At 68.2% G+C, this 20,564-nt stretch carries 14 protein-coding genes and 1 tRNA gene; 11 read left to right on the top strand and 4 right to left on the bottom strand.

Going from position 1 to position 20,564, the window contains the following annotated elements; genetic code table 11:
• The first annotated feature begins 138 nt into the window (after positions 1–138).
• The 6 genes from LPN01_RS05550 to LPN01_RS05525 all read left to right on the top strand — a co-directional run bounded on the left by LPN01_RS05550 (position 139) and on the right by LPN01_RS05525 (position 12,802).
• Entirely contained in the window at positions 139–2,313 is a 2,175-nt protein-coding gene (locus tag LPN01_RS05550; protein ID WP_410482800.1) for an autotransporter assembly complex protein TamA, read from the top strand.
• On the top strand, positions 2,313–6,560 hold the full coding sequence (locus LPN01_RS05545; protein ID WP_262827366.1) for a translocation/assembly module TamB domain-containing protein: 4,248 nt from the start codon (positions 2,313–2,315) through the stop codon (positions 6,558–6,560). The genes LPN01_RS05550 and LPN01_RS05545 overlap by 1 nt, the downstream gene beginning before the upstream one ends.
• A gap of 57 nt (positions 6,561–6,617) precedes the next feature.
• The gene (locus tag LPN01_RS05540; protein ID WP_262827365.1) at positions 6,618–8,096 is read left to right on the top strand and encodes a flavin-containing monooxygenase; all 1,479 of its coding nucleotides are present in this window, start codon (positions 6,618–6,620) and stop codon (positions 8,094–8,096) included.
• Between the two features lie 530 nt (positions 8,097–8,626).
• Positions 8,627–9,910, top strand: a complete 1,284-nt coding sequence (locus tag LPN01_RS05535) for an EAL domain-containing protein (RefSeq protein WP_262827364.1) — start codon at positions 8,627–8,629, stop codon at positions 9,908–9,910.
• A 3-nt stretch (positions 9,911–9,913) separates the two neighbouring features.
• On the top strand, positions 9,914–12,355 hold the full coding sequence (locus LPN01_RS05530; protein WP_262827363.1) for an ATP-binding protein: 2,442 nt from the start codon (positions 9,914–9,916) through the stop codon (positions 12,353–12,355).
• A gap of 57 nt (positions 12,356–12,412) precedes the next feature.
• Positions 12,413–12,802, top strand: a complete 390-nt coding sequence (locus LPN01_RS05525) for a response regulator (protein ID WP_262827362.1) — start codon at positions 12,413–12,415, stop codon at positions 12,800–12,802.
• Positions 12,803–12,816: 14 nt separating this feature from the next.
• On the opposite strand, the gene LPN01_RS05520 is transcribed toward LPN01_RS05525, so the two are convergent.
• A complete protein-coding gene (locus LPN01_RS05520; RefSeq protein WP_262827361.1) occupies positions 12,817–13,665 on the bottom strand; it encodes a methyltransferase domain-containing protein in 849 nt (282 codons plus the stop codon).
• Between the two features lie 41 nt (positions 13,666–13,706).
• On the opposite strand from LPN01_RS05520, the gene LPN01_RS05515 reads away from it, so the two are divergent.
• The 5 genes from LPN01_RS05515 to LPN01_RS05495 all read left to right on the top strand — a co-directional run bounded on the left by LPN01_RS05515 (position 13,707) and on the right by LPN01_RS05495 (position 16,194).
• A complete protein-coding gene (locus LPN01_RS05515; RefSeq protein WP_262827360.1) occupies positions 13,707–14,510 on the top strand; it encodes a ComF family protein in 804 nt (267 codons plus the stop codon).
• 31 nt (positions 14,511–14,541) lie between these two features.
• Complete coding sequence (gene grxC / locus LPN01_RS05510; RefSeq protein ID WP_262827359.1) at positions 14,542–14,799, top strand: glutaredoxin 3; 258 nt, start codon at positions 14,542–14,544, stop codon at positions 14,797–14,799.
• Positions 14,800–14,815: 16 nt separating this feature from the next.
• The gene (locus LPN01_RS05505) at positions 14,816–15,637 is read left to right on the top strand and encodes a carbon-nitrogen hydrolase family protein (protein ID WP_262827465.1); all 822 of its coding nucleotides are present in this window, start codon (positions 14,816–14,818) and stop codon (positions 15,635–15,637) included.
• Positions 15,634–16,065: a DUF1178 family protein gene (locus LPN01_RS05500; protein WP_262827358.1), complete on the top strand. Its 432-nt coding sequence runs from the start codon at positions 15,634–15,636 to the stop codon at positions 16,063–16,065. Before LPN01_RS05505 ends, LPN01_RS05500 begins: the two co-directional genes overlap by 4 nt.
• Before the next feature lie 52 nt (positions 16,066–16,117).
• Positions 16,118–16,194 (top strand) — tRNA-Arg (locus LPN01_RS05495).
• 550 nt (positions 16,195–16,744) lie between these two features.
• Here LPN01_RS05495 and LPN01_RS05490 read toward each other — a convergent pair.
• The 3 genes from LPN01_RS05490 to LPN01_RS05480 form a co-directional block, all read right to left on the bottom strand.
• Positions 16,745–17,005 (bottom strand): SWIB/MDM2 domain-containing protein, encoded by a 261-nt coding sequence (locus LPN01_RS05490; protein WP_262827357.1) that lies wholly within the window; start codon positions 17,003–17,005, stop codon positions 16,745–16,747.
• A 46-nt stretch (positions 17,006–17,051) separates the two neighbouring features.
• Positions 17,052–17,255 (bottom strand): DUF2945 domain-containing protein, encoded by a 204-nt coding sequence (locus LPN01_RS05485; RefSeq protein WP_262827356.1) that lies wholly within the window; start codon positions 17,253–17,255, stop codon positions 17,052–17,054.
• 67 nt (positions 17,256–17,322) lie between these two features.
• Entirely contained in the window at positions 17,323–20,391 is a 3,069-nt protein-coding gene (locus tag LPN01_RS05480; RefSeq protein ID WP_262827355.1) for a TonB-dependent receptor, read from the bottom strand.
• Positions 20,392–20,564 lie beyond the last annotated feature (173 nt).

Raw genomic sequence — 20,564 nt, 5'->3', positions numbered from 1 at the left:
GCTGCACCGCAACCAAGACGAGCCGACGGCGTTATAGGGAAGCTTGGGGGTGGATTCGAACGCGAACGCTCTCGCAAAGGGGAACGAACACGCGTGCGAGTACCTACCGGACGACATCACTGGCTCGCGCTCGCTCTCGTGGCGTCGCCGGCGGCCGGGCAGTTCAATCAGCAGCAGGGCGTCGCCCCCGCACGCGGTCCCGATGCCCCCAAACCAGCCGAACGGGCAGCGCCGGCGTCCGACCCGCAGGCCGGCGCCGCGGGCGCTGACGGCAACGCCCCGATCGTCCCCGACGCCGAATTCGACGCAGCGCTGCCGCCGCTGAGCGGCGACATCAACGCGCCGCTCGAACCGATGCCCGCCGCCGCCTCCCCCGCGACCACGTCACCCGCCGCCACGCCGCCGGCATCGCAGGCCGCCGCGCCGCCGCTGGTCAACCCGGACGGCACGCTCCCGGCGGCGGCCCCCGAAAGCGCGGAACTCGCGCAGCCGCTCCCGCCACTCACCGGCTTCGACACCACGCCGTTGCAGACCGCGGCGGACGTCAAGGACAAGGACGCGCCGCAGATCCGCTACGTCACCCGGCTGAAGGGGCTGGAGAAGCTCGACCTGGCCGGCCAGTTCAAGGCGCTGTCGGCGCTGGAGGAGGGCAAGGGCAAGGCCGCCAACGCGACGCAGGTCGCGGCGCGCGCGCGCGAGGACGAGGCGTTGGCGGTACGGCTGATGAAGTCGCTCGGCTATTATGACGGCACCGCCATCTCGCTGATCGAGACCGTGCCCGATGCGTCCGATGCGACCCGCCCGGGCAGGTTGCTGGCGACGGTGACCGCGACCCCGGGGCGCCTCTACACGCTGTCGTCGGTGACGATCGACGCGCCCGCGGTGACCCCGCCCGACCTGCTCACCCGCAACCTGCCGCTGCGCGTCGGCGATCCGATCGAGGCGGCGCGGATCCAGGGGGCGGAGGCGAACGTCAGCCTCGTGCTGCCGCAACAGGGCTATCCCTTCGTCAAGGTCGGCGAGCGCGACATCCTGCTCGACGACCAATCGGCCAAGGCGACCGGCGCCTATACGCTGCCCGTCGATACCGGTCCGCGATCGCGCTTCGGCAATCTCGTCACCACCGGCGATCCGGTGTTCGGGATCGACCATCTCAACGTCTTCCCGCGGTTCGACGACGGCGACCTGTACGACAGCCGCAAGACCGACGATCTGCGCGACGCGCTGGTCGCCACCGGCCTGTTCTCCAGCGTCGCGGTCGAGCCGCAGCGCACCGGCCGCACCAATCCCGACGGGACGGAGGCGGTCGACCTGCTCGTGCGCCAGACCAAGGGGCCGGCGCGCAGCCTCGCCGGGAGCGCGGGCTATTCGACCGGACAGGGCTTCAAGGCGGAGGGCAGCTGGACGCACCGCAACCTGTTTCCGCCGGAAGGCGCGCTGATCGGCACGATCGTGGCGGGCACGCAGGAGCAGGGGATATCGGGCACGTTCCGCCGCTCGAATGCGGGCCGCCGCGACCGGACCTTCACCGCGCTCGCCAGCGCCAATCACAGCAATTACGATGCGTTCGACGCCTTCACCGGCACGCTGTCGGCGCGCTGGAGCTACGATTCGACCCCCATCTGGCAAAAGCGCTTCACCTATTATTACGGTGGCGAGCTGGTCGGTACGAACGAGAGCGTCTACGACTTCGGGCGCGGCGAGAGCGTCCGACGGACCTATGGCATCGCGGCGCTGCCCGGCCAGGTCCAGTGGGATACCTCCGACAGCCTGCTCAATCCGACGCGCGGCTATCGCCTGCGCCTGAACCTCAGCCCCGAAGGATCGGTGAGCGGCGGCTTCAAGCCCTATGTCCGCACGATGATCGAGGCGACCTATTACTATCCCGTCTCGCCCAGCCTGGTGATCGCGGGGCGCGCGCGCGCCGGATCGATCCAGGGGATCGCGCGCGACGACCTCGCGCCGTCGCGCCGCTATTACGGTGGTGGCGGCGGATCGGTGCGCGGCTACGGTTTCCAGCGGCTCGGGCCGTTCGATCCGCAGGGCAATCCGGTCGGTGGCCGCAGCCTCAACGAATTCGCGCTGGAGGCTCGCTATCGGTTCGGCAATTTCGGCATCGTGCCCTTCCTCGATGCCGGCAACAGCTATGAATCGAGCCTACCCAAGGGATCGGACCTGAAGATGGGCGCCGGCATCGGCGGCCGCTTCTACACCAATTTCGGGCCGATGCGGATCGACGTGGCGACGCCGCTCAACCCGCGGCCGGGCGACGGCAAGGTCGCGCTGTATATCTCGATCGGGCAGGCCTTCTGATGACGCAGGACATGGCCGCGACCGAACCGACCCCGTCCGTCGCGCCGACGCCGCGGCGTCCGCTGTGGCAACGCATTCTCAAATGGCTGCTCGTCCTGTTGCTCGCGCTCGTCCTGCTCGTCGGCATCGTCGTGCTGGGCATCAACACCGATCCCGGCCGCCGCTTCGTCGCCAACCGCATCGGCGGCTACACGACGGCGTCGGGACTCAACATCAAGGTCGGGCGGATCGACGGATCGCTGTATGGCCGGATGGTGCTGTCCGACGTCCGCGTCGCCGATCCCAGGGGCGTGTTCCTCACCAGCCCGCGGCTCGCGGTCGACTGGCGCCCGTTCGCCTTCGCCAGCAACCATGTCGACGTCCGGTCGCTGTCCACCGACCTGGTGACGCTCGCGCGCCGGCCCGAACTCAAGCCGACCCCGCCGACCGACGCGAACGCGCCGCTGCTCCCCGATCTCGACATCGACGTGAACCGGCTGCACGTCGGCCGGCTCGTCATCGCGAAGCCGGTCACCGGCCAGACCCATATCGTCCGGCTCGACGGCGCGGTCCACATCGCGGATCGCCGCGCGCAGCTCGTCACCGACGCCGCCGCCCTGCGCGGTCCCGGCGTCGCCGGGGGCGATACGCTGCACCTGAAGCTCGACGCCGTGCCGGAGCGGAACAAGCTCGACGTCGACCTGAAGCTCGATGCGCCCGTCGGCGGCGTCGTCGCCACGATGGGGTCGCTGAAGGCGCCGCTGACCGCGACGGTGGACGGGCGCGGCAGCTGGCAGGCGTGGCAGGGCCGCGCCCGCGCGACGCTCGGGGGCGGTCAGCTTGCCGACCTCAACGTGAATGCGCGCAGCGGTCATATCGAACTACGCGGCTTCACCAGGCCGGGACTCTATCTCCAGGGGCCCGTCGAACGGCTCACCGCCCCGCGGCTCGACGTCGCGATCGACACGACGCTGAACGACCGCAAGGCGGATACGCGGATGACCTTGAAATCCGACGCGCTGGCGGTCGACGCGGGTGGCCTGCTCGACCTCGCCAACAGCCGGTTCGGCAATTTCGCGGTCAATGCGCGGCTGCTGACTCCTGGCGCGATCGCGCCCAACCTGCGCGGTCGCGACGTCATGGCGCGCGTGGTGCTCGACGGCGCATTCGCGACGCCGACGGTCGACTACAAGATCAACGCCGCGGCGCTGGGTTTCGGCACGACCACGATCGAAAACGTCTATGCCGAAGGGCTGGCGCGGGTGAACGCGGACCGCATCCTGGTGCCCGTCACCGCGCGGGCGCGGCGCGTCACCGGGCTCAACGCCGCGGTCGGCGGCCTCGCCAACAACGTCCGCATCCAGGGCGATTTCGCGATATCGATGCCCAACATCCTGTCGGACAATCTGAAGATCCGGTCGGACAGCATCGATGCGACCGCGATCGTCGTCGCCAACACGCAGACCGGCCGCTATACCGGCGCGCTGAAGGGACGGGTCAACAACTATCGCCTCGACAGCATCGGCATCCTCGACCTGTCGACCGACGCCAAGCTGGTCGCGGGGGCGAACGGCGGCTTCGGCATCACCGGGCGCGTCGTCGCGCAGACCCGCCAGCTGTTCAACAGCGGCGTGCGCGAATTCCTGGGCGGCAACGCCATCGTTCGCAGCGACGTCGCGTATAGCCCCGAAGGCATCGTCACCTTCCGCAACCTGCGCATGACCGCGCCGCAGTTCCGCGTGACCCGCGGCGCGGGTCGGTTCGATCCGGCGACCGGCGGCGTGCTGGTCGATGCGGAGGCCTATTCGACGCAATATGGCCCGTTGTCCGCGCGCGTCACCGGCAGCGCCACCGCCCCGGTGGTCGTGCTGCGCGCGCCGCGGCCGGGAGTCGGCATCGGCCTGGTCGATCTCGACGCGCGCGTCGTCGGGCGCGGCGGCGCCTATGCCGTGACCGCGAGCGGCGGCACCGACTACGGGCCGTTCACCGCCGACGTGCTCGTGCGGCCGAGCCCGCGGCTGACCGTGGACGTCAACCGCATCGTCTTCGCCGGCATCGTCGGGCGCGGGCGGGTCGCGGCGACGCCGGCGGGGCCGTTCGCGGGCGCGCTGCAATTCGCCGGTCGCGGCATCACCGGCAATGTCCGCCTCGCAAACCAGGCGGGATACCAGCGCGCCGACGTGACCGCGCGCGCCTATAACGCGACGATCCCCGGCTATGCCGATTTCACCATCGGGCGCGCGATCGTCGATGCCAGCGTCGTCATGTTCCCGAAGGCGCCGCAGGTGGTGGCCGACGTCCAGGTCGCCGACACGCGCTACAATGCGTTCGTCGTGCAGGCGATGCGCGCCAAGGTGAACTATGTCGGCGGGCGCGGCACCGCGCAGGCGCTGCTCACCGGATCGAGCGGCGTGCCGCTGCGCGTCGCGATCAATGCGCAGCTATCGCCGGGCAGCTATCTGATCGCCGCGCAGGGCCAGGCGAACAACATCCCGTTCCGCACGGTCAATCCGGCGCGCATCACCACGGTGGCGAACGCCTATCGCCTCGCCGCCACGCGGATCGATTTCGGGCAGGGTCACGGCGCCGGTTCGGCGCGGGTCGCCGGTTCGTTCGGCGGCGGCGTCACTGCGGCGCAGGCGCGGCTGGACAGGCTCAACCTGTCGATGCTGTCCGCCTTCGTCCCCGATCTCGGCCTGTCGGGCGCGGTGACCGGCAGCCTCGACTATCGGCAGCAGGGCAGCGCCATTCCGGCGGCGGATGCGCGCATCGCGATCGCCGGTTTCCAGCGCACCGGCATCGCCGCGGTGTCCGAACCCGTCGACGTGCAGTTCGTCGGACGCCTCGTCCCCGATGGTGGCGAGGCGCGGGCGCTGGTCAAGCGCGGCCCGACCACCGTGGGCCGCATGCTCGCGACGCTGCGTCCGCTGCCGCCGGGTGCGGGATCGTGGACGACGCGACTGATGCAGGCCCCGCTGTCGGGCGGTATCCGCTACAACGGCCCGTCTGCGGTGCTCTTCAGCCTCGCCGCGCTGCCCGGCCAGCAGCTGACCGGGCCGATCGCGGTTGCCGCCGACTTCTCCGGCCGGGTGTCCGCGCCGCGGCTCAACGGGCTGATCCGCGCCGACAACCTGACCTACGACAACGAAACCTACGGCACGCGGCTGTCGCAGATGAAGATCGCGGCGCGCTTCACCAACGACCGTCTCGACCTCACCGGCCTGACGGCGCGCGCCGGCGACGGCAGCGTCCGGGCGCAGGGCAGCGTCGGACTGGCGGCCGACAGCGGTTTCCCGATCGACCTGCGCGCGACGCTCGACCGGGCGCAGCTCGCCAAGAGCGACGCGTTGGCGGCGACGTCGTCGGGCACGGTGCGCTTCACCTACGGACGTGACGGCGGGCTGCTGCAGGGCAACCTCAACATCCCCGAAGCGCGCTACCAGATCATCCGGCAGGGGCAGGCGGAGGTGCCGGAACTGACCGGCGTCCGCCGCAAGAGCCAGCTGGTGACGTCGCGCCCGACCGACCGGCCGAAGCCGGCGCCGGTGAGCCTGATCCGGCTCGACCTCACCGTCCGCGCCGAAAACCAGCTGTTCGTGTCGGGCATGGGGCTCGAATCGGAATGGGAGATGAACCTGAAAATCGGCGGCACCTCGGCGGCGCCCTCGATCACCGGCGGGCTCGACCTGGTGCGCGGCACCTATTCGTTTGCGGGCAAAAGGTTCGAGGTGACACGCGGTACGATCCGCTTCCGCGGCGGCCAGCTGACCGATCCCGACATCAACATCCAGGCATCGACCACGGTCAATGGCATCACCGCGGTGATCGCGATCACCGGCACGGGCCAGCGCCCGCAGATCGCCTTCACCTCGACCCCCGCATTGCCGCAGGACGAGGTGCTCAGCCGCCTGCTGTTCGGGACCAACCCCGAAAACCTGTCGGCGACCGAGGCGATCCAGCTGGCGAGCGCGCTCAACTCGTTGCGGGGATCGGGCGGCGGCGGGCTCAACCCGCTCGGCAAGTTGCGCTCGGCGACCGGGTTCGACCGGCTGCGCGTATTGGGCGCGGATCAGGCGAGCGGCCGCGGCACCAGCCTGGCGGCGGGCAAATACCTGACCGACGACATCTATGTCGAGATCGTCACCGACGCGCGCGGCTTTACCGCGACGCAGCTGGAGATCGCGCTGACCCGGGCGCTCAGCCTGCTGACGTCGACCGGATCGGCCGGCGGGTCGGACGCCAGGCTGAAATATTCGAAAGACTATTGAGCCGTTCTGCGATAGGCCCCTCTGCTAAACCGAAAAACGGGTATGGCGGAGGGGCCGATGGCCGAACATCTGGACGTGATCGTGGTCGGCGCCGGCATTTCGGGTATCGGACAGGCATATCACCTGCAAACCCGCTGTCCCGACCGCAGCTATGCGATCCTCGAGGGGCGGGCCGCGCTGGGCGGGACCTGGGACCTGTTTCGGTATCCGGGTATCCGATCCGACAGCGACATGCACACGCTCGGCTTCGCCTTCCATCCCTGGACCGATGCCAAGTCGATCGCCGACGGCCCCTCGATCCGCGCCTATGTCGAGGACACCGCGCGGACCTATGGCATCGACCGGCACATCCGGTTCGGCCACCACGTCACCGCTGCATCATGGTCGACGGCGGACGCGCGCTGGACGGTCGAGGCGACCGGGCCGGTGGGCGAGCCGCTCGTCTTCACCTGCAACTTCCTCTGCATGTGTTCGGGCTATTACAATTATGCCGGCGGGCACACGCCCGACTTCCCCGACGCCGGGCGGTTCGCGGGCCGGATCGTCCATCCGCAGCTCTGGCCCGACGACCTCGACTATGACGGCAAGCGCGTCGTCGTGATCGGCAGCGGCGCGACCGCGGTCACGCTCGTGCCGGAACTGGCGAAGCGTGCCACGCACGTCACGATGCTGCAACGCTCGCCGACCTATGTCGTCTCGCGCCCGTCGCAGGACAAAGTCGCGAACTGGCTGCGCGGCGCGCTGCCCGGCAAGGCCGCGTATGGCATCACGCGGTGGAAGAACGTCCTGACCGGCATGCTGTTCTACCGGATCGCCCGCCGGAGCCCCGCCAAGTTCAAGGCGCGGCTGATCGGGATGGTCCGCGACCATCTGGGCCCCGGCTACGACGTCGATACGCATTTCACGCCGCGCTACGATCCGTGGGACCAGCGGCTGTGCCTCGTCCCGGACGCCGATCTGTTCGAAAGCCTGAAGCGCGGCGATGCATCGGTGGTGACCGATCGGATCGCGCGCTTCACCGAAACGGGCATCCGGCTCGAATCGGGGGAGGACCTGCCCGCCGACATCATCGTCACCGCGACCGGCCTCGAGCTGCAATTGCTCGCCGGCGTGCGGCTACGCGTCGACGGCACGCCGGTCGATCTGGGCAAGGCCCTGCAATACAAGGGGATGATGTTTTCGGACGTCCCGAATCTGGCCTATACGTTCGGCTACACCAACGCGTCGTGGACGCTGAAGGCGGATCTGGTCGCGACCTATGTCTGCCGGCTGCTCAACACGATGCGGCGCCGCGGCCTGCGTCAGGCGACACCGCACAACAGCGATTCGGGCATGGCGACCGAGCCGTTCGTCAACTTCACCTCCGGCTACATCCAGCGCGCGCTCCCCGGACTGCCGCGGCAGGGCGTACGCAAGCCGTGGCGACTCAACCAGAATTACGCGCTCGACGTCGTCTCGCTGAAACTGGGGTCGGTGGACGACGATATGGTATTCAATAATCCGGCTGTACCAAGCCGCCGTCGCGTGGACGCGTAGAACTGGCACGATGTCGAATGATGCGCACGCGTTAGCAGTCGAAACCGCCGCTGCGCTATTGTGGCAGCCCGGAGTCAACTGGCGCAATCGAGGGTGGAACTGGGCCCGCTGGCGCCGCTCGACCACAGGTATTACACCCGCAGGAACTTAGTTTTCGGGCGCAGGGTCATCACACACGTGACAAGTACGAGCGAATGGTTTCGCTGAATATCGGCCGCTGGCGCGACCGAAAATTGGCCCGGAATGCTACTCAGTCAACCATGTTGACGTGAATAAGCGATTCCGAGCCGCGAACGCCACTTACCAGGGCGGAATGTGGACGCTGAGCGACACCAGGAATTCTACGAAGAATGCGAACATGCCAGTCTCCCTTGTTTTGGCACCTCAAGGATGCACGGTAACGTTAACCGGAAATTCAGGAATTCTCAACCGGAGAAACACCGGATCGACGTCGGGTTAGGATTAACGCAATTTTCAACCCTGACGGCTAGGCGGGGAGGGTAATGACGTTAGTGCCTCGCCCGGATGACGTGGAATCGACCGTAGCTGGGCGCAGCGGCGACAGCCCTGCGGGTTCATGCCGGCCCTACCGTTGTCACCTTCTGGTCGAGGTCGCGAATTTCGTCGAGTTGCGCCGACGCCTGGGGTGCGCGGGTGCGGACCGCATCGCCGACGCGCTGGCCCACATTGCGCGGGACGTGATGCCCTCGGCGACCGTGACCGTGGTCGGCGCCGGGCAGGTCGGCTGTTCCTTCGACGACCGGGCGCCGGACGCGATCGGCATATGTTCGGCCGCGATCGACCGCGCCTGCGTCCGGGGGCTGTCGATAGATGGCGAGTCGGTCGCGATATCGCTCAGCTTTGGCGGCGCGGCGACGTGTGCCTCGCCATTCGACGAGGTGGCGCTGGTCGAAGAGGCCGAAGCGGCGCTGGCGGCCGCGCGCGCAGGCCGGGTCATCCCGCATCCCGCCGCGATCCGATCCGGGATAGAGGCCAGTGAGCTGGCCCGCGAATTGGATGCGGCGATCGAGCGCGACGAACTCGTGTTGCACTATCAGCCGAAAGTACACGTCCGTCGGCAAGAGATAACGAGTGCCGAGGCGCTGATCCGCTGGCAGCATCCGACGCGCGGGCTCGTCATGCCCAACGATTTCATTCCGGTCGCCGAACAGTATCAGCTAATCGACCGGATGACGTTATGGGCGATCCGAAAAACCATGGCGGATCAGCGGCATCTGTCGTCGAAGGGCCACGAGCTGCGGCTGTTCATCAACATTTCCGGGCAGTCGCTGGCCGACGCCGCATTCGTGCGCGAAGCATGCAGTCTGATTGCGGATGCCGATGCGTGTCTAGGCTTCGAGGTCACCGAAACGTCGGTCATTCGCGATCCGGCCAGCGCGATCGCCAATCTGCAGACCTTCGCGGACTTCGGGATTACGATCGCAATCGACGATTATGGTGCCGGACTGTCGTCGCTCGCCTATCTCAAGCAGCTGCCGGCACGGGAACTGAAAATCGACAAGCTGTTCGTCACACAGCTGACCAGTTCGCACCGCGACCCTCTGATCGTTCGTTCGACGATCGACCTTGCCCATGCGCTCGAGATGGAGGTCGTTGCGGAGGGCGTCGAGACGAACGCCGCTTTGGCACTGCTGACCGTGATGGGATGCGACATGGTCCAGGGTTATCTCATCAGCCGACCCGTCGTTCTGGATGCCCTTGTGCAATATTTGGACGACGGGCGGCACCGCCTTCCGGCGTCGGACCCGCTGGCGTCCTTCGGAACGTTCGGCACGACCCGCAAGACGGCCTGATCGATGCGCGGCGGGCACCTCCTTGCGCGGTTGTCGCTTTACCTGCTGATTCTGCTGGCCGGTGTCGGCACCGCCGGCGCGACGCCGATTTCACGACAGCAGTTCGACGATCTCGTCGCGCAGGCGCGGGCGACGATGCTGAGCGATCCGCGGCTTGCCGCCGATCAGGCGTATGCCGCTCAGCAGTTGGCGGATCGGCAAACCGTATCGGACGAGCGATCGCTGATGCACGCGACGTCGATATGGCTACAGGGCGAAGCCTGGATGCGGCTGAACCAGACCGAACGGGCCAAGGCGCTTATCGATTCGACATTGCAGATTACGGACCGGATTGCGCCGCGTTCCAAACTGCAGGCGGACGCGCTGCTGTCGAGCGGCTGGATCAACACCGTACAGGCGCGCGTCGCCGACGCGCTGGACGACTATCAGCGGGCACATGCCATTTTCCAGCAACTGGGGGACGGGCGCAGCCAATCGAAGGCGTTGCAGGCGATCGGTTCGTTGTACAGCGAGGCAAACGACCACGCGAATGCGCTGCGCTATTTCGAACAGGCGCTGGCGATCTACAGGTCGGATCCGACGCTGGCGCTAACGCTCTATAACAGTCGAGGGATCGCCCTAAAGGACCTCGGCCGGTATCACGCCGCGGAGGCGCAGTTTCGCGAGGCGCTGGCGCTGACCGAGCGGATCGGCAGTCCGCTGTTGCGCGTCCTCGTCCTCGGCAACATCGCGGAGGCGCGACTGCTCGATCGCGACGTGCCCGGTGCGGAGCGCGCGATCGCGGAGGGGCTGACGATCGCGCGGGGCGGCGAGGGCGGGGAATATCGCAAGTTGCTGGTTGCGCTCGGCGCGCAGGCGGCGTTCCAGCGGCACGACCTGTCGCGGGCGCGCGCGCTCATCTCGGAACGGTTCCGCGACGAGGACATGTCGCGCACGACGCTGATGGACCGGCCCGCGCATCGCACCGCCTACACGATCTACCGCGCGACGGGGGAACACGACCTGGCGCTGCAACATCTGGTGGCGCTGAAGCGGCTCGACGACGAGGCGACCGCGCTGGCGCGATCGAAGAATGCGGCGCTGATGGCGGCGCGGTTCGACTTCGCGAACCAGGAATTGAAGATCGCCAACCTCCAGCGCGACGAGGCCCGGCGCAACGTCGCGTACGAACAGGCGCGCACCCGGACGCAGCGCAACGTCTTCCTGGGCGCGGCAGGCGCCGCCGCGATCCTCGTGGGGATGCTGGCCGTCGGCCTCGTCACCATCCGCCGCAGCCGAAACGAGGTGCGCGACGCCAACGCCGACCTCGCCGTGACCAACGCCGCGCTGGGCAAGGCGCTTGCCGCCAAGACCGAATTCCTCGCGACCACCAGCCATGAAATCCGCACGCCGCTGAACGGCATCCTGGGGATGACGCAGGTGATGCTGGCCGACCGCGCGATCGGCGGCGCGACGCGCGACCGCCTGTCCGTCGTCCACAGCGCCGGCGTGACGATGCGCGCGCTGGTGGACGACATCCTCGACGTCGCCAAGATGGAAGCGGGCAACCTGACGATCGAGCATGCGCCGTTCGACCTGAAGGCGATGCTGGCCGAATCGACGCGGCTGTGGGAGGATCAGGCGCAGGCGAAGGGGCTGGCGTTCGCGCGCGACCTCGATGCGTGTCCCGGCATGATCGTCGCCGATGCCGCCCGGCTGCGCCAGATCGTCTTCAACCTGATGTCCAACGCGCTGAAGTTCACCGCCAGCGGCAGCGTGACGCTGACGGCGGGCACGGTCGCCGAAGATCGCCTGCGGATCACCATCGCCGACACCGGCGTCGGCATCGCCGCGGACGCGCGCGAGACGATTTTCGAATCCTTCCGCCAGGCGGACACCAGCACGACGCGGCGCTTCGGCGGGACCGGCCTCGGCCTGGCGATCTGCCGCAACCTCGCGCGCGCGATGGGTGGCGACGTGCAGGTGGCGAGTCGCGACGGCGAGGGGTCGTGCTTCACGGTCGACCTGCCGCTCGTCCATGCCGCGGCGGCGGCCGAACCGGTGGCGGCGCGCGTCGACGACGATGCGCTGCTGATCGTCGATCGCAATCCGATCACGCGCAACATGCTCAAGACGCTGATGGCGCCGCACGCGCCGACGATCGTGCTGGCGTCGACCCGCGACGAAGCGGTCGCGCGCCTCGGCGAAGGCGGGGTCGCGCGCCTGCTGGTCGACGGCGCGCTGGCCGTCGCGGCGCAGGCGGCGATCGGAGAGGATGCGTGGCTGGCGCGGGCCGCCGGGCAGGGCGTCGCGGTCGTCGTCCTGTGGCCGGCGGGCACCGACGCCGACCACGTCGATCGCAGCCATGGCGGATTGGTCAACGTTATCAAGCCCGTCACCGGTGCGTCATTGGTCGCAACCCTGTATCCGCCGTGCGCGCCAGCGCTTGTGTCGCAGGCGGCATGAAGCGTAGACGGGAGTCATGCTGACGCCGAAACCTCCCACCGTGTCGATGTCCAGGCGATGAACGTGCTGTTCATCGAGGACGACCGGATGAACCGGCGCGTCGTACGGGACATGCTCGACGTTGCCGGGGCGAATATGGCGGAGGCGGAGAGCGCGGAACTGGGACTGGCGGCGCTCGACACGAACGATTTCGACATGCTGCTGATCGACCTGCGCATGCCCGGCATGGACGGCATCACCGCGATCGAACACATCCGCACGCGCAGCGACAGCAAGGCGAACGTGCCGATCATCGTCATTACCGCCGATACCGCGCTCGACCTGCGCGAACGCTGCATGGCGGCGGGGGCGGACGACGTCTTGTTCAAGCCGGTCGCGATGGATGCATTGTTCGAGGCGATGGGCCGGATCCTGGCGCGCGACGCCGAAGGCGGCCTGCTCCAGTAGCGCGCCGCCGCCCCTTACGCGGGTGGCTTCAGCGCCGCGGCCATCGATGCGACCGCACTGCCACGCCGCGCCGGTTTGGGCTGCGAGGGATCGGGCGCCCAACCGGTGACGAACACGATGGCGAACCGTTCCGTCGTGCGCCCGTCGGGGCCGGCCGCTGCGGCAAAGGCCGCCGCGGCGCGCGACAGCGTTTCGCGCGTCATCATCGTGCGCTGCGTCAGGATATTGCCCGCCGCCATGCCGCGCAGGTCGTCGAGCAGGCGCCCGAAATCGGCATAGCGCACGTCGAGCGTCTCGACATCCGCGACGGGCAGCGCGAAGCCGGCGCGCACGAGCAGGTCGCCGGCCGAGCGGACGTCGATCTGCGGGTGCAGCCGCGCGGCCGGCCGGTCGCCCTCCGCCACCCGCAGCGCCGCGCGGAGCGCGGGCAGGCTGCCGCCGCCGAGGAACGCGCCGAGGAACAGGCCGTCGGGACGCAGCGTGCGCCGGATCAAGGCCAGCGCGCCCGGCAGATCATTGACCTGGTCGAGCAGGCCCGCGCTCAGCACCGCATCGAAACAGGCGTCGGCAAAGGGCAGGCGGTCCTCGTCGCCCTGGACGCCGCCCGCGGCGCGCGCGAACCGCAGTCCCGGATCGAAGCGCGCGATCCGTGCGTGCGGCACGGCGATCTGCGTATCGGGGGTGCCGATGTCGAGCACGTCGGCGAAGTCGCGCTTCACCGCGTCGAGCCGCTCCATCAGCCCCTCGACCATGACGTCGCGCAGGAAGGCATGAGCGGGATAGCCGCCCTGCGCCGCCCGGTCGCGGCGACGGCGGCGGGCCGTACGATCGAAGATGTCGGCGGGACGGTCTGCTGTGGTCACGGCCGGCTTGTGCGCCTTGCCGCGCCGGGCGACAAGCGCGGATGGCATCGATCGACGCACTGGGGGCAATCACCGGCAACGGGCGCGTCGGGCGGATCGCGGCGATCGGTGCGCGCGCGGTCGGCTCCGTCGTCGCGCTGGCGCTGCCGCCGCGGTGTCCCGGCTGCGGAGTGCCGGTGCAGCACGATCACCGGTTCTGCGCTGCCTGCTGGGGGCGTCTGCGCCTGCTCGCGCCGCCGTGGTGCGCGGGATGCAACCTGCCGTTCGATTACGATCGCGGCGCGCAGGCCCGGTGCGCGATGTGCCTTGCCGATCCGCCGCGCCATGCCGGCATCCGTGCCGCGGTCGCCTATGGACCGATCGCGCGGCAGCTGGCGCTGAAGCTGAAATACGGCCGGCGGATCGGCATCGCGACGACGATGGCGGAACGGATCGTCCCGGTGATGCCGGCCGGGCTCGATCTGCTGGTGCCGGTGCCGCTGCATCGCTGGCGACTGTGGTCGCGCGGCTACAATCAGGCGGGGCTGATCGCTGCGGCGCTGCACCGGTTGACCGGAGTGCCGCACGATCCGCTGGCACTGGTGCGGCATCGTGCGACGCATGTGCTGCGCGGGCTGGGCACCGCCGGCCGGCGGCGCGCGGTTGCCGGCGCGTTCGCGGTGCCGGAGCCGGCGCGGGTGCAGGGCAGGGCGATCGGCCTCGTCGACGACGTCCATGCGAGCGGCGCGACCGCGGCGGCCTGTACGCGCGCGTTGCGCGCGGCGGGCGCGGCGTCGGTGACGATCCTGTGCTGGGCCCGCGTGATCGACGACGGCGGGGACGACGCGGACGTGCCGGCGGATTGACATCACCGGTCGCACACCACACGTCGGGGGCATGGCAAAGGTCGAAATCTACACGAAGGCGTTCTGCCCCTATTGCTCGCGCGCGATGCGATTGCTCGCCGCCAAGGGCGTCGAGGCGGAGGAACACGACATCACCATGGGCGGACCGCAGCGGCAGGAGATGATCCAGCGCGCCAATGGCCGTACGACGGTGCCGCAGGTGTTCATCGACGGCCGGCATATCGGCGGTTCGGACGATCTCGCCGCGCTCGACGCGCGTGGCGGGCTCGATCCGCTGCTGGCCGGCTGATCCGGCGGTCGCGGGCGTGCGGATCGCGCTGCTCCAGATGACGAGCGGGATCGATCCCGCGGTCAATGCGGCGGACCTGCGCCACGGGATCACCGCCGCCGCCGCGAACGGCGCGACGATGCTGTTCGTGCCGGAGATGGCGGGCCTGCTCGATCGCGACCGCGCCCGTGCCGCCGCATCGATTCACGCCGAGCCTGACGACCCGGTGCTCGCCACCGTGCGCGATGCCGCGGCAGCGGCGGGGATCTGGGTCCATGTCGGATCGCTCGCGGTGCGTGGCCCGGACGGCCGGCTGGCCAATCGTGGCTTCGTCATCGATCCGGCGGGCGCGATCCGGGCGCGCTACGACAAGCTCCACCTGTTCGACGTGGACCTGCCCAATGGCGAGAGCTGGCGCGAGAGCGCGGCCTATGCGCCCGGCGAGACGGCGACGGTCGTCGAGACGCCGATCGGCCCGCTCGGGCTGGCGATCTGCTACGACCTGCGCTTTCCGGCATTGTTCGCGGCGCTGGCGGAAGCGGGGGCGAGCGTCCTCGCGATCCCGGCGGCGTTCACCCACCCGACCGGCGCGGCGCACTGGCACGCGCTGATGCGGGCGCGGGCGATCGAGACGGGCTGTTTCGTCGTGGCGGCAGCGCAGGCGGGATCGCATGCCGACGGGCGCACGACCTATGGCCATTCGCTGGTGGTCGATCCGTGGGGCGACGTGCTGCTCGACATGGGGCAGGCGAGGGGGCTCGGCTTTGCGGAGATCGACCCGGCCCGCGTCGCGGATGTGCGCGCGCGAATCCCGACGCTGGCGCACCGACGGCCGATCCCGCCGGTCCTGCGCGCGTGATCGTGTTCGACCTGCGGTGCGAGGCCGGCCATGTGTTCGAGGCGTGGTTCGGGTCGAGTCGCGCCTATGACGAGCAGGCCGCGGCGGGGCAGGTCGCGTGCCCGCTCTGCGGCGACGTACGGGTGGGCAAGGCGGTGATGGCGCCCAGCCTCAGCGGCAAGGGCAACCGCCGCGACGATCCGCCGCCGCCCGCCGCGATAAAACAAGCGTTGCGCCGGCTCGCCGACATGCAGTCGAAGGCCCTGGCGGGGTCGCAATGGGTCGGCAGTGCCTTTGCGGAGCGCGCCCGCGCGATGCATCAGGGCGAGGAGGACAGCCGCCCTATCCACGGCCGGGCGAGCATCGCCGATGCGCAGGCGCTGGTGGCGGAGGGGGTGCCGGTCGCGCCCCTGCCGCTGCCCGTGGTGCCGCCGGAAAAGGCCAACTGACCCGCGGCGAGGCTGGACCCGGCGGGGCACCGGCGATATCACCGCGGGCAGTGGCCCCGTAGCTCAGCAGGATAGAGCGCCAGATTCCTAATCTGTAGGTCGCGCGTTCGAATCGCGCCGGGGTCACCATCATCGCCGCGGACAGGATGAGAGCATCCCGTCGAACCGGTCGCCAGCGATCATCCGTGCCGGCACGGCACAGTGCCTCAAGTCCCTGATGGAAAACATATTGCAAGCGGCGCCCGCTCGCCCCATCTCGGTCGCGGCACGGCGGTTTTCGGGTCTCCCCCCGCTGCTCCCGTCGTGCCAACCCGGGCGATCGGCCATCGCCGAACGTGCAGTCCAACGCGGCCGGTTGCAAAATTGCTGCAACAATCCGATCGTAGCGTGATGGCGCACCCAATCGTAGCGGAGAGTCCGATGTCCGACACAGGCGCGCAGTTCAGCGGCATGCGCCCGCACGGCTCGGCGACCTGTCACGCTGCCCGGGCGGGCGTTTGACATGCGTCCGCTGAGCTTCTGGCTGTATGTCGCCGCGGGCGTCGCGATGATCCTGTATTCGGCGATCACATTGCCGTTCCTGACCGCCAAGCCGAGGGGCTGACGCCATTGCGGCCCGGCCGCTGTCGGGAGCATCGCCGGCCGATGTCGGCGCGATGCCCCCGGGGCGGTCCGCCGATCAGGCCTTTACGTGTTGCGAGATGTACTTGTTCATCTCGAACATCGTGCACTTGTCGCGACCGAAAACCTTCTGAAGCTTGTCGTCGGCAAGAATCTCGCGCTTGTTTTCCGGATTCTGCAGGTTGTTGGACTTGATATAGTCCCACACCTTGCTGATGACCTGGCTGCGCGGCAGCTTCTCGTTGCCGACGATCGCCCCCAGCTCGGGGGACGGCTGCACGGGGGCGTGGATGCCGCCGGTCTTGGGAGTAGTAGCCATCGCATTCCTTCCTGTTCGCTCCCGGTCCAGCCCGGGGCTCTGAGAGTCACGCCTTTTTGAGCGCGGCCGCCTTGTGCGCCGCCTTGCCGCCGTTGTCACTCTTTACGATGTACTGCGGATCGTCCTCGGACGCCCTGACGGTATGGCCCTTGATCTGCGTATCGCTGGTCTGCTTCTTCTCGACGACGCCATGGGCGGTCCCGCCATGGCTCTTCCAGCGCACTTCGTCGCCGCGCTTGGGATCCTTCATCCTTCGTCTCCTGTCATCCTGTTGCCGGATGGAATCGCGCGGCCGGGCAAAGGGTTGCAACGGGCGGTCAGAACCGGAACCCGGCGGCAAGGCCGTAGCGGCGCGGTTCGATCGTGAAGATGTTGGTGAACAGCCCCGACGACTGGTCGGTCACATATTGGCCGGTCACCGCATCGTTGCGCGTCAGGTTCTGGACGAAGGCGCGGACGTAGAGGCGGTCGCCGGGTGCGTTCACCTGCACCTGTGCATTGACCACCTCATAGCCCGGGATCCGGTCGATATTGCCGTTGAAGATCGATCCGTAGCTGTTGCCGGTATAGTTGAGGTCGGCGCGCGGCACGACCGTCCAGCCGCTCGCGCCCATGTCGAGCGTATATTGCATGCCGACCGATGCCTTGAACGTCGGCGCCTGCGGCAGCCGGTTGCCCGCTATGTTCACCGCTACGCCCGATCCCAGCACGGTGAACGGCAACGGCCCGGTCGGCGTCGCGAACAGCGCGCGCAGCGTCGCCGGCGGATTGGCGATCAGGCTGGTCAGGCTCGCGCTGGTGCCGCCCGGCGTGCCGCAGATCGAAAACGCGCCCGTGGTGGTCGTGCCGGGGATGGCGGTCGGCGCGCGGAGCCCCGCGCCCGAATTGAACGCGCCGACCAGCGTGTTGACGCCCGCGACGTTGCCCGCAGTGGTCGGTACGACCGCGCAGTTGGACGCGTTGGTGATATCCTTGATGATGACCGCATCCGACCGGCCGCCGGACGGATCGCGCGGGTTGGCCAGGAACTTGTCGTTGGCGACCTCGGTCTTGAGGTAGCTGAAGTTGATGTTGGCGACCAGCGCGGGTGTCGGGCTGATGATCGCTTCCGCCTCGACGCCGTAGATATGGGCATCGACATTGTCGTTGACCGCGGTCCGCGCGACGATGCGGCTCAGCTGCAACCCCTTGTACCGGTAATAGAAGCCGGTGAGGTTGAGCCGCAGCGTGCCATTGCCGAACGTGTTCTTCGACCCGACCTCGAACGAATCCACCGTCTCGGGCGCGAAGGTCGACGGAACCGAGAAGACCGGCGACAGCGGCGGATTGATGCCTCCCGACTTATAGCCGCGCGAATAGGAGGCGTAGATCAGATTGTCGCGGGTGATCCGATAGTCGAGCACCGCGCGTCCGGTCAGCCGGCCGAACGACACCGCGGTTTCCTGGAACGGCTGGGCACCGGCCAGGGTCGCGTCGTAATCGAGCTGCGGCACGGTCGCACCGGTCACGGGATTGACGAACGATCCGTTATAGTTGCGCGAATCCGACAGGCTCGTCGCGCCATAAGGGGTGTAGGGGTTGTTGCCGTTGGCATCGACCAGATAGGTGGTGCGCGCCCGCGCGAACTTCTGGTCGTGGTTGTAGCGCAGCCCCAGCGTCAGCTTGAGCGTGTCGTTGAAGGCGAAATAGGTTTCGCCGAACGCGCCATAGGATGTCAGGCGATAGTAATCGGTGTTGCTGCGATAATAGGGCGATCCGAAATAGGCGGTTCCGCCGCTTGCCAGCGCGCCGAGCAGGCCCGAGGCATAGTCCAGCCCGAAGCTGTTGACGTAATAGCTGTTGTTGTTGACCGTCGAATCGTAATAGATGCCGCCGAGCAGGAAATTGAACATCCCGTCGAATTTGCTGTCGAGGTGCGCCTCGACCGAATATTGATGGCTGCGCTGGCTCGATTCGTCGAAATCGATGCTTTGGGCGAAGCAGCCGATCGTATGGCCGCCGTAGATGCCGGTGTTGCTGGGATCGCTGTCCGACTGGCACACGCCGCCGGCCGGTCCGTTCGGGATCAGCGTCTGGCGCACGGTGTTGAGGAAGGCGAAGGGCGATCCCGCACGCCCCAGCGCGTTGAGCTGCGCCAGCCCGGCATTGCCGGTCAGCGGGTTTTCGACCGCCAGCGTGTAATCGACGCGCGAGACGACCGCGCTGCGCTGGTAACCGCCGGTAACGTTCAGCGACACGGCGCCGAAATCGTGGAAGATCTTGGCGGTATATTGCTCCTCGTCGGCGAAATAGGTGGGGGTGAAATCGACGTTCACCGTCCGCACGTCGCGCGGGTTGGCGACGCCGGTGAACACGTCCGCGCCATAGACGCTGCCGAGCCCGAACCGTCCGAGGATGCCGCCCGCCGCCGCCGATGCGATGGTCAGGAATTCGTTCGACGACTGGATCGACGACAGCGTCGAATTGCCGTTCGTCGTCTCGTTGCGCAACGTATCCGGCAGGCAGCCGAGCACCCCGGTGGGGTCGCGGTGGCACAATTGCTTCTGGATGCGGCTGCGATGGTCCTTCTCACGGAAATAATAGCCGATCAGGTCGATCCGGGTGTCGCTGGACGGTTCCCACGACAGCGTGCCGCGGACCGAATAGAGGTCGCGATCGTCGATCCGGCTGTTGTCGTAGAGGTTGCGGGTATAGCCGTCGCGCTTGAGGTAGGTGCCGGCCACCCGCACGCCGAGCGTGTCGCCCAGCGGCAGGTTGAGCATCGCGCGTGCGCGTTTCGAATCGTAATTGCCGTATTCGACCTCGCCCGCGGCGCGGATGCCGCCGAGGTCGGGCTTGGCGGTGATGAAGTTCGCGACGCCCGACGTCGCGTTGCGCCCGAACAGCGTGCCCTGCGGCCCGCGCAGCACCTCGATCCGTTCGAGGTCGAAGAATTCGGACTCAAACAGGCGCGTATTCTGGACGGGCATGTCGTTGACGTGGATCGCGGTCGCCTGGTCGCAGGTGACGCCGACGCACAGGTCGCCGATGCCGCGGATCGTGAAGCTCGACGACGTGAAGTTCGTCTTGGTGAAGGTGATGTTGGGCAGCGACTGCTGGAGCGCGGCGGGATTGACGATCTGTTGCTTCTCGAGCGTTTCGGCGGTGAAGGCGCTGACCGCGATCGGCACGTCCTGCAACCGCTGCGACTGGCGTTGCGCGGTGATGACGATGTCGCCGATATTGCCCTGCGTATCGGTGGTGGCCGGCGTGCCGGGCGCGTCCTGTCCGGGAGCGTTGGTGGGTGCCGTCGACCGAGCGGACGTGGTATCGCCCGTCTGCGCGGCGGCGGGAATCGCCGGCAGCATGACGAGCGCCGATGCCGCGAGCAGTTCGAACTTCCTCATGATGCCATCCTCTCCCTGATCCGTCCGCTCGGTCTGATGCCGGCGATACGGAAGTTCTAGTTTTGGGTATGGCAAAGCTACTGCGGCCGAAATTGTTGCGTCAATCGATTTATCCCCGGTAAACCGGGGGTGTTGGGATGTGCGGTCAGGACGATAGTTTTGCAGAATCGAAA

The sequence above is a fragment of the Sphingomonas sp. A2-49 genome, from assembly GCF_025548555.1.
In the GTDB taxonomy this organism is placed as follows: Bacteria; Pseudomonadota; Alphaproteobacteria; order Sphingomonadales; family Sphingomonadaceae; genus Sphingomonas.
This window is presented reverse-complemented; position numbering and strand designations above follow the sequence as displayed.

What these genes read in the sequence shown, in the direction of transcription:
- LPN01_RS05545 (WP_262827366.1), top strand. Translation starts at nt 2,313, where the DNA reads ATGACGCAGGACATGGCCGCGACCGAACCGACCCCGTCCGTCGCGCCG.
- LPN01_RS05540 (WP_262827365.1), top strand. Translation starts at nt 6,618, where the DNA reads ATGGCCGAACATCTGGACGTGATCGTGGTCGGCGCCGGCATTTCGGGT.
- LPN01_RS05530 (WP_262827363.1), top strand. Translation starts at nt 9,914, where the DNA reads ATGCGCGGCGGGCACCTCCTTGCGCGGTTGTCGCTTTACCTGCTGATT.
- LPN01_RS05525 (WP_262827362.1), top strand. Translation starts at nt 12,413, where the DNA reads ATGAACGTGCTGTTCATCGAGGACGACCGGATGAACCGGCGCGTCGTA.
- LPN01_RS05515 (WP_262827360.1), top strand. Translation starts at nt 13,707, where the DNA reads ATGGCATCGATCGACGCACTGGGGGCAATCACCGGCAACGGGCGCGTC.
- grxC (WP_262827359.1), top strand. Translation starts at nt 14,542, where the DNA reads ATGGCAAAGGTCGAAATCTACACGAAGGCGTTCTGCCCCTATTGCTCG.
- LPN01_RS05490 (WP_262827357.1), bottom strand. Translation starts at nt 17,005, where the DNA reads ATGGCTACTACTCCCAAGACCGGCGGCATCCACGCCCCCGTGCAGCCG.
- LPN01_RS05485 (WP_262827356.1), bottom strand. Translation starts at nt 17,255, where the DNA reads ATGAAGGATCCCAAGCGCGGCGACGAAGTGCGCTGGAAGAGCCATGGC.
- LPN01_RS05480 (WP_262827355.1), bottom strand. Translation starts at nt 20,391, where the DNA reads ATGAGGAAGTTCGAACTGCTCGCGGCATCGGCGCTCGTCATGCTGCCG.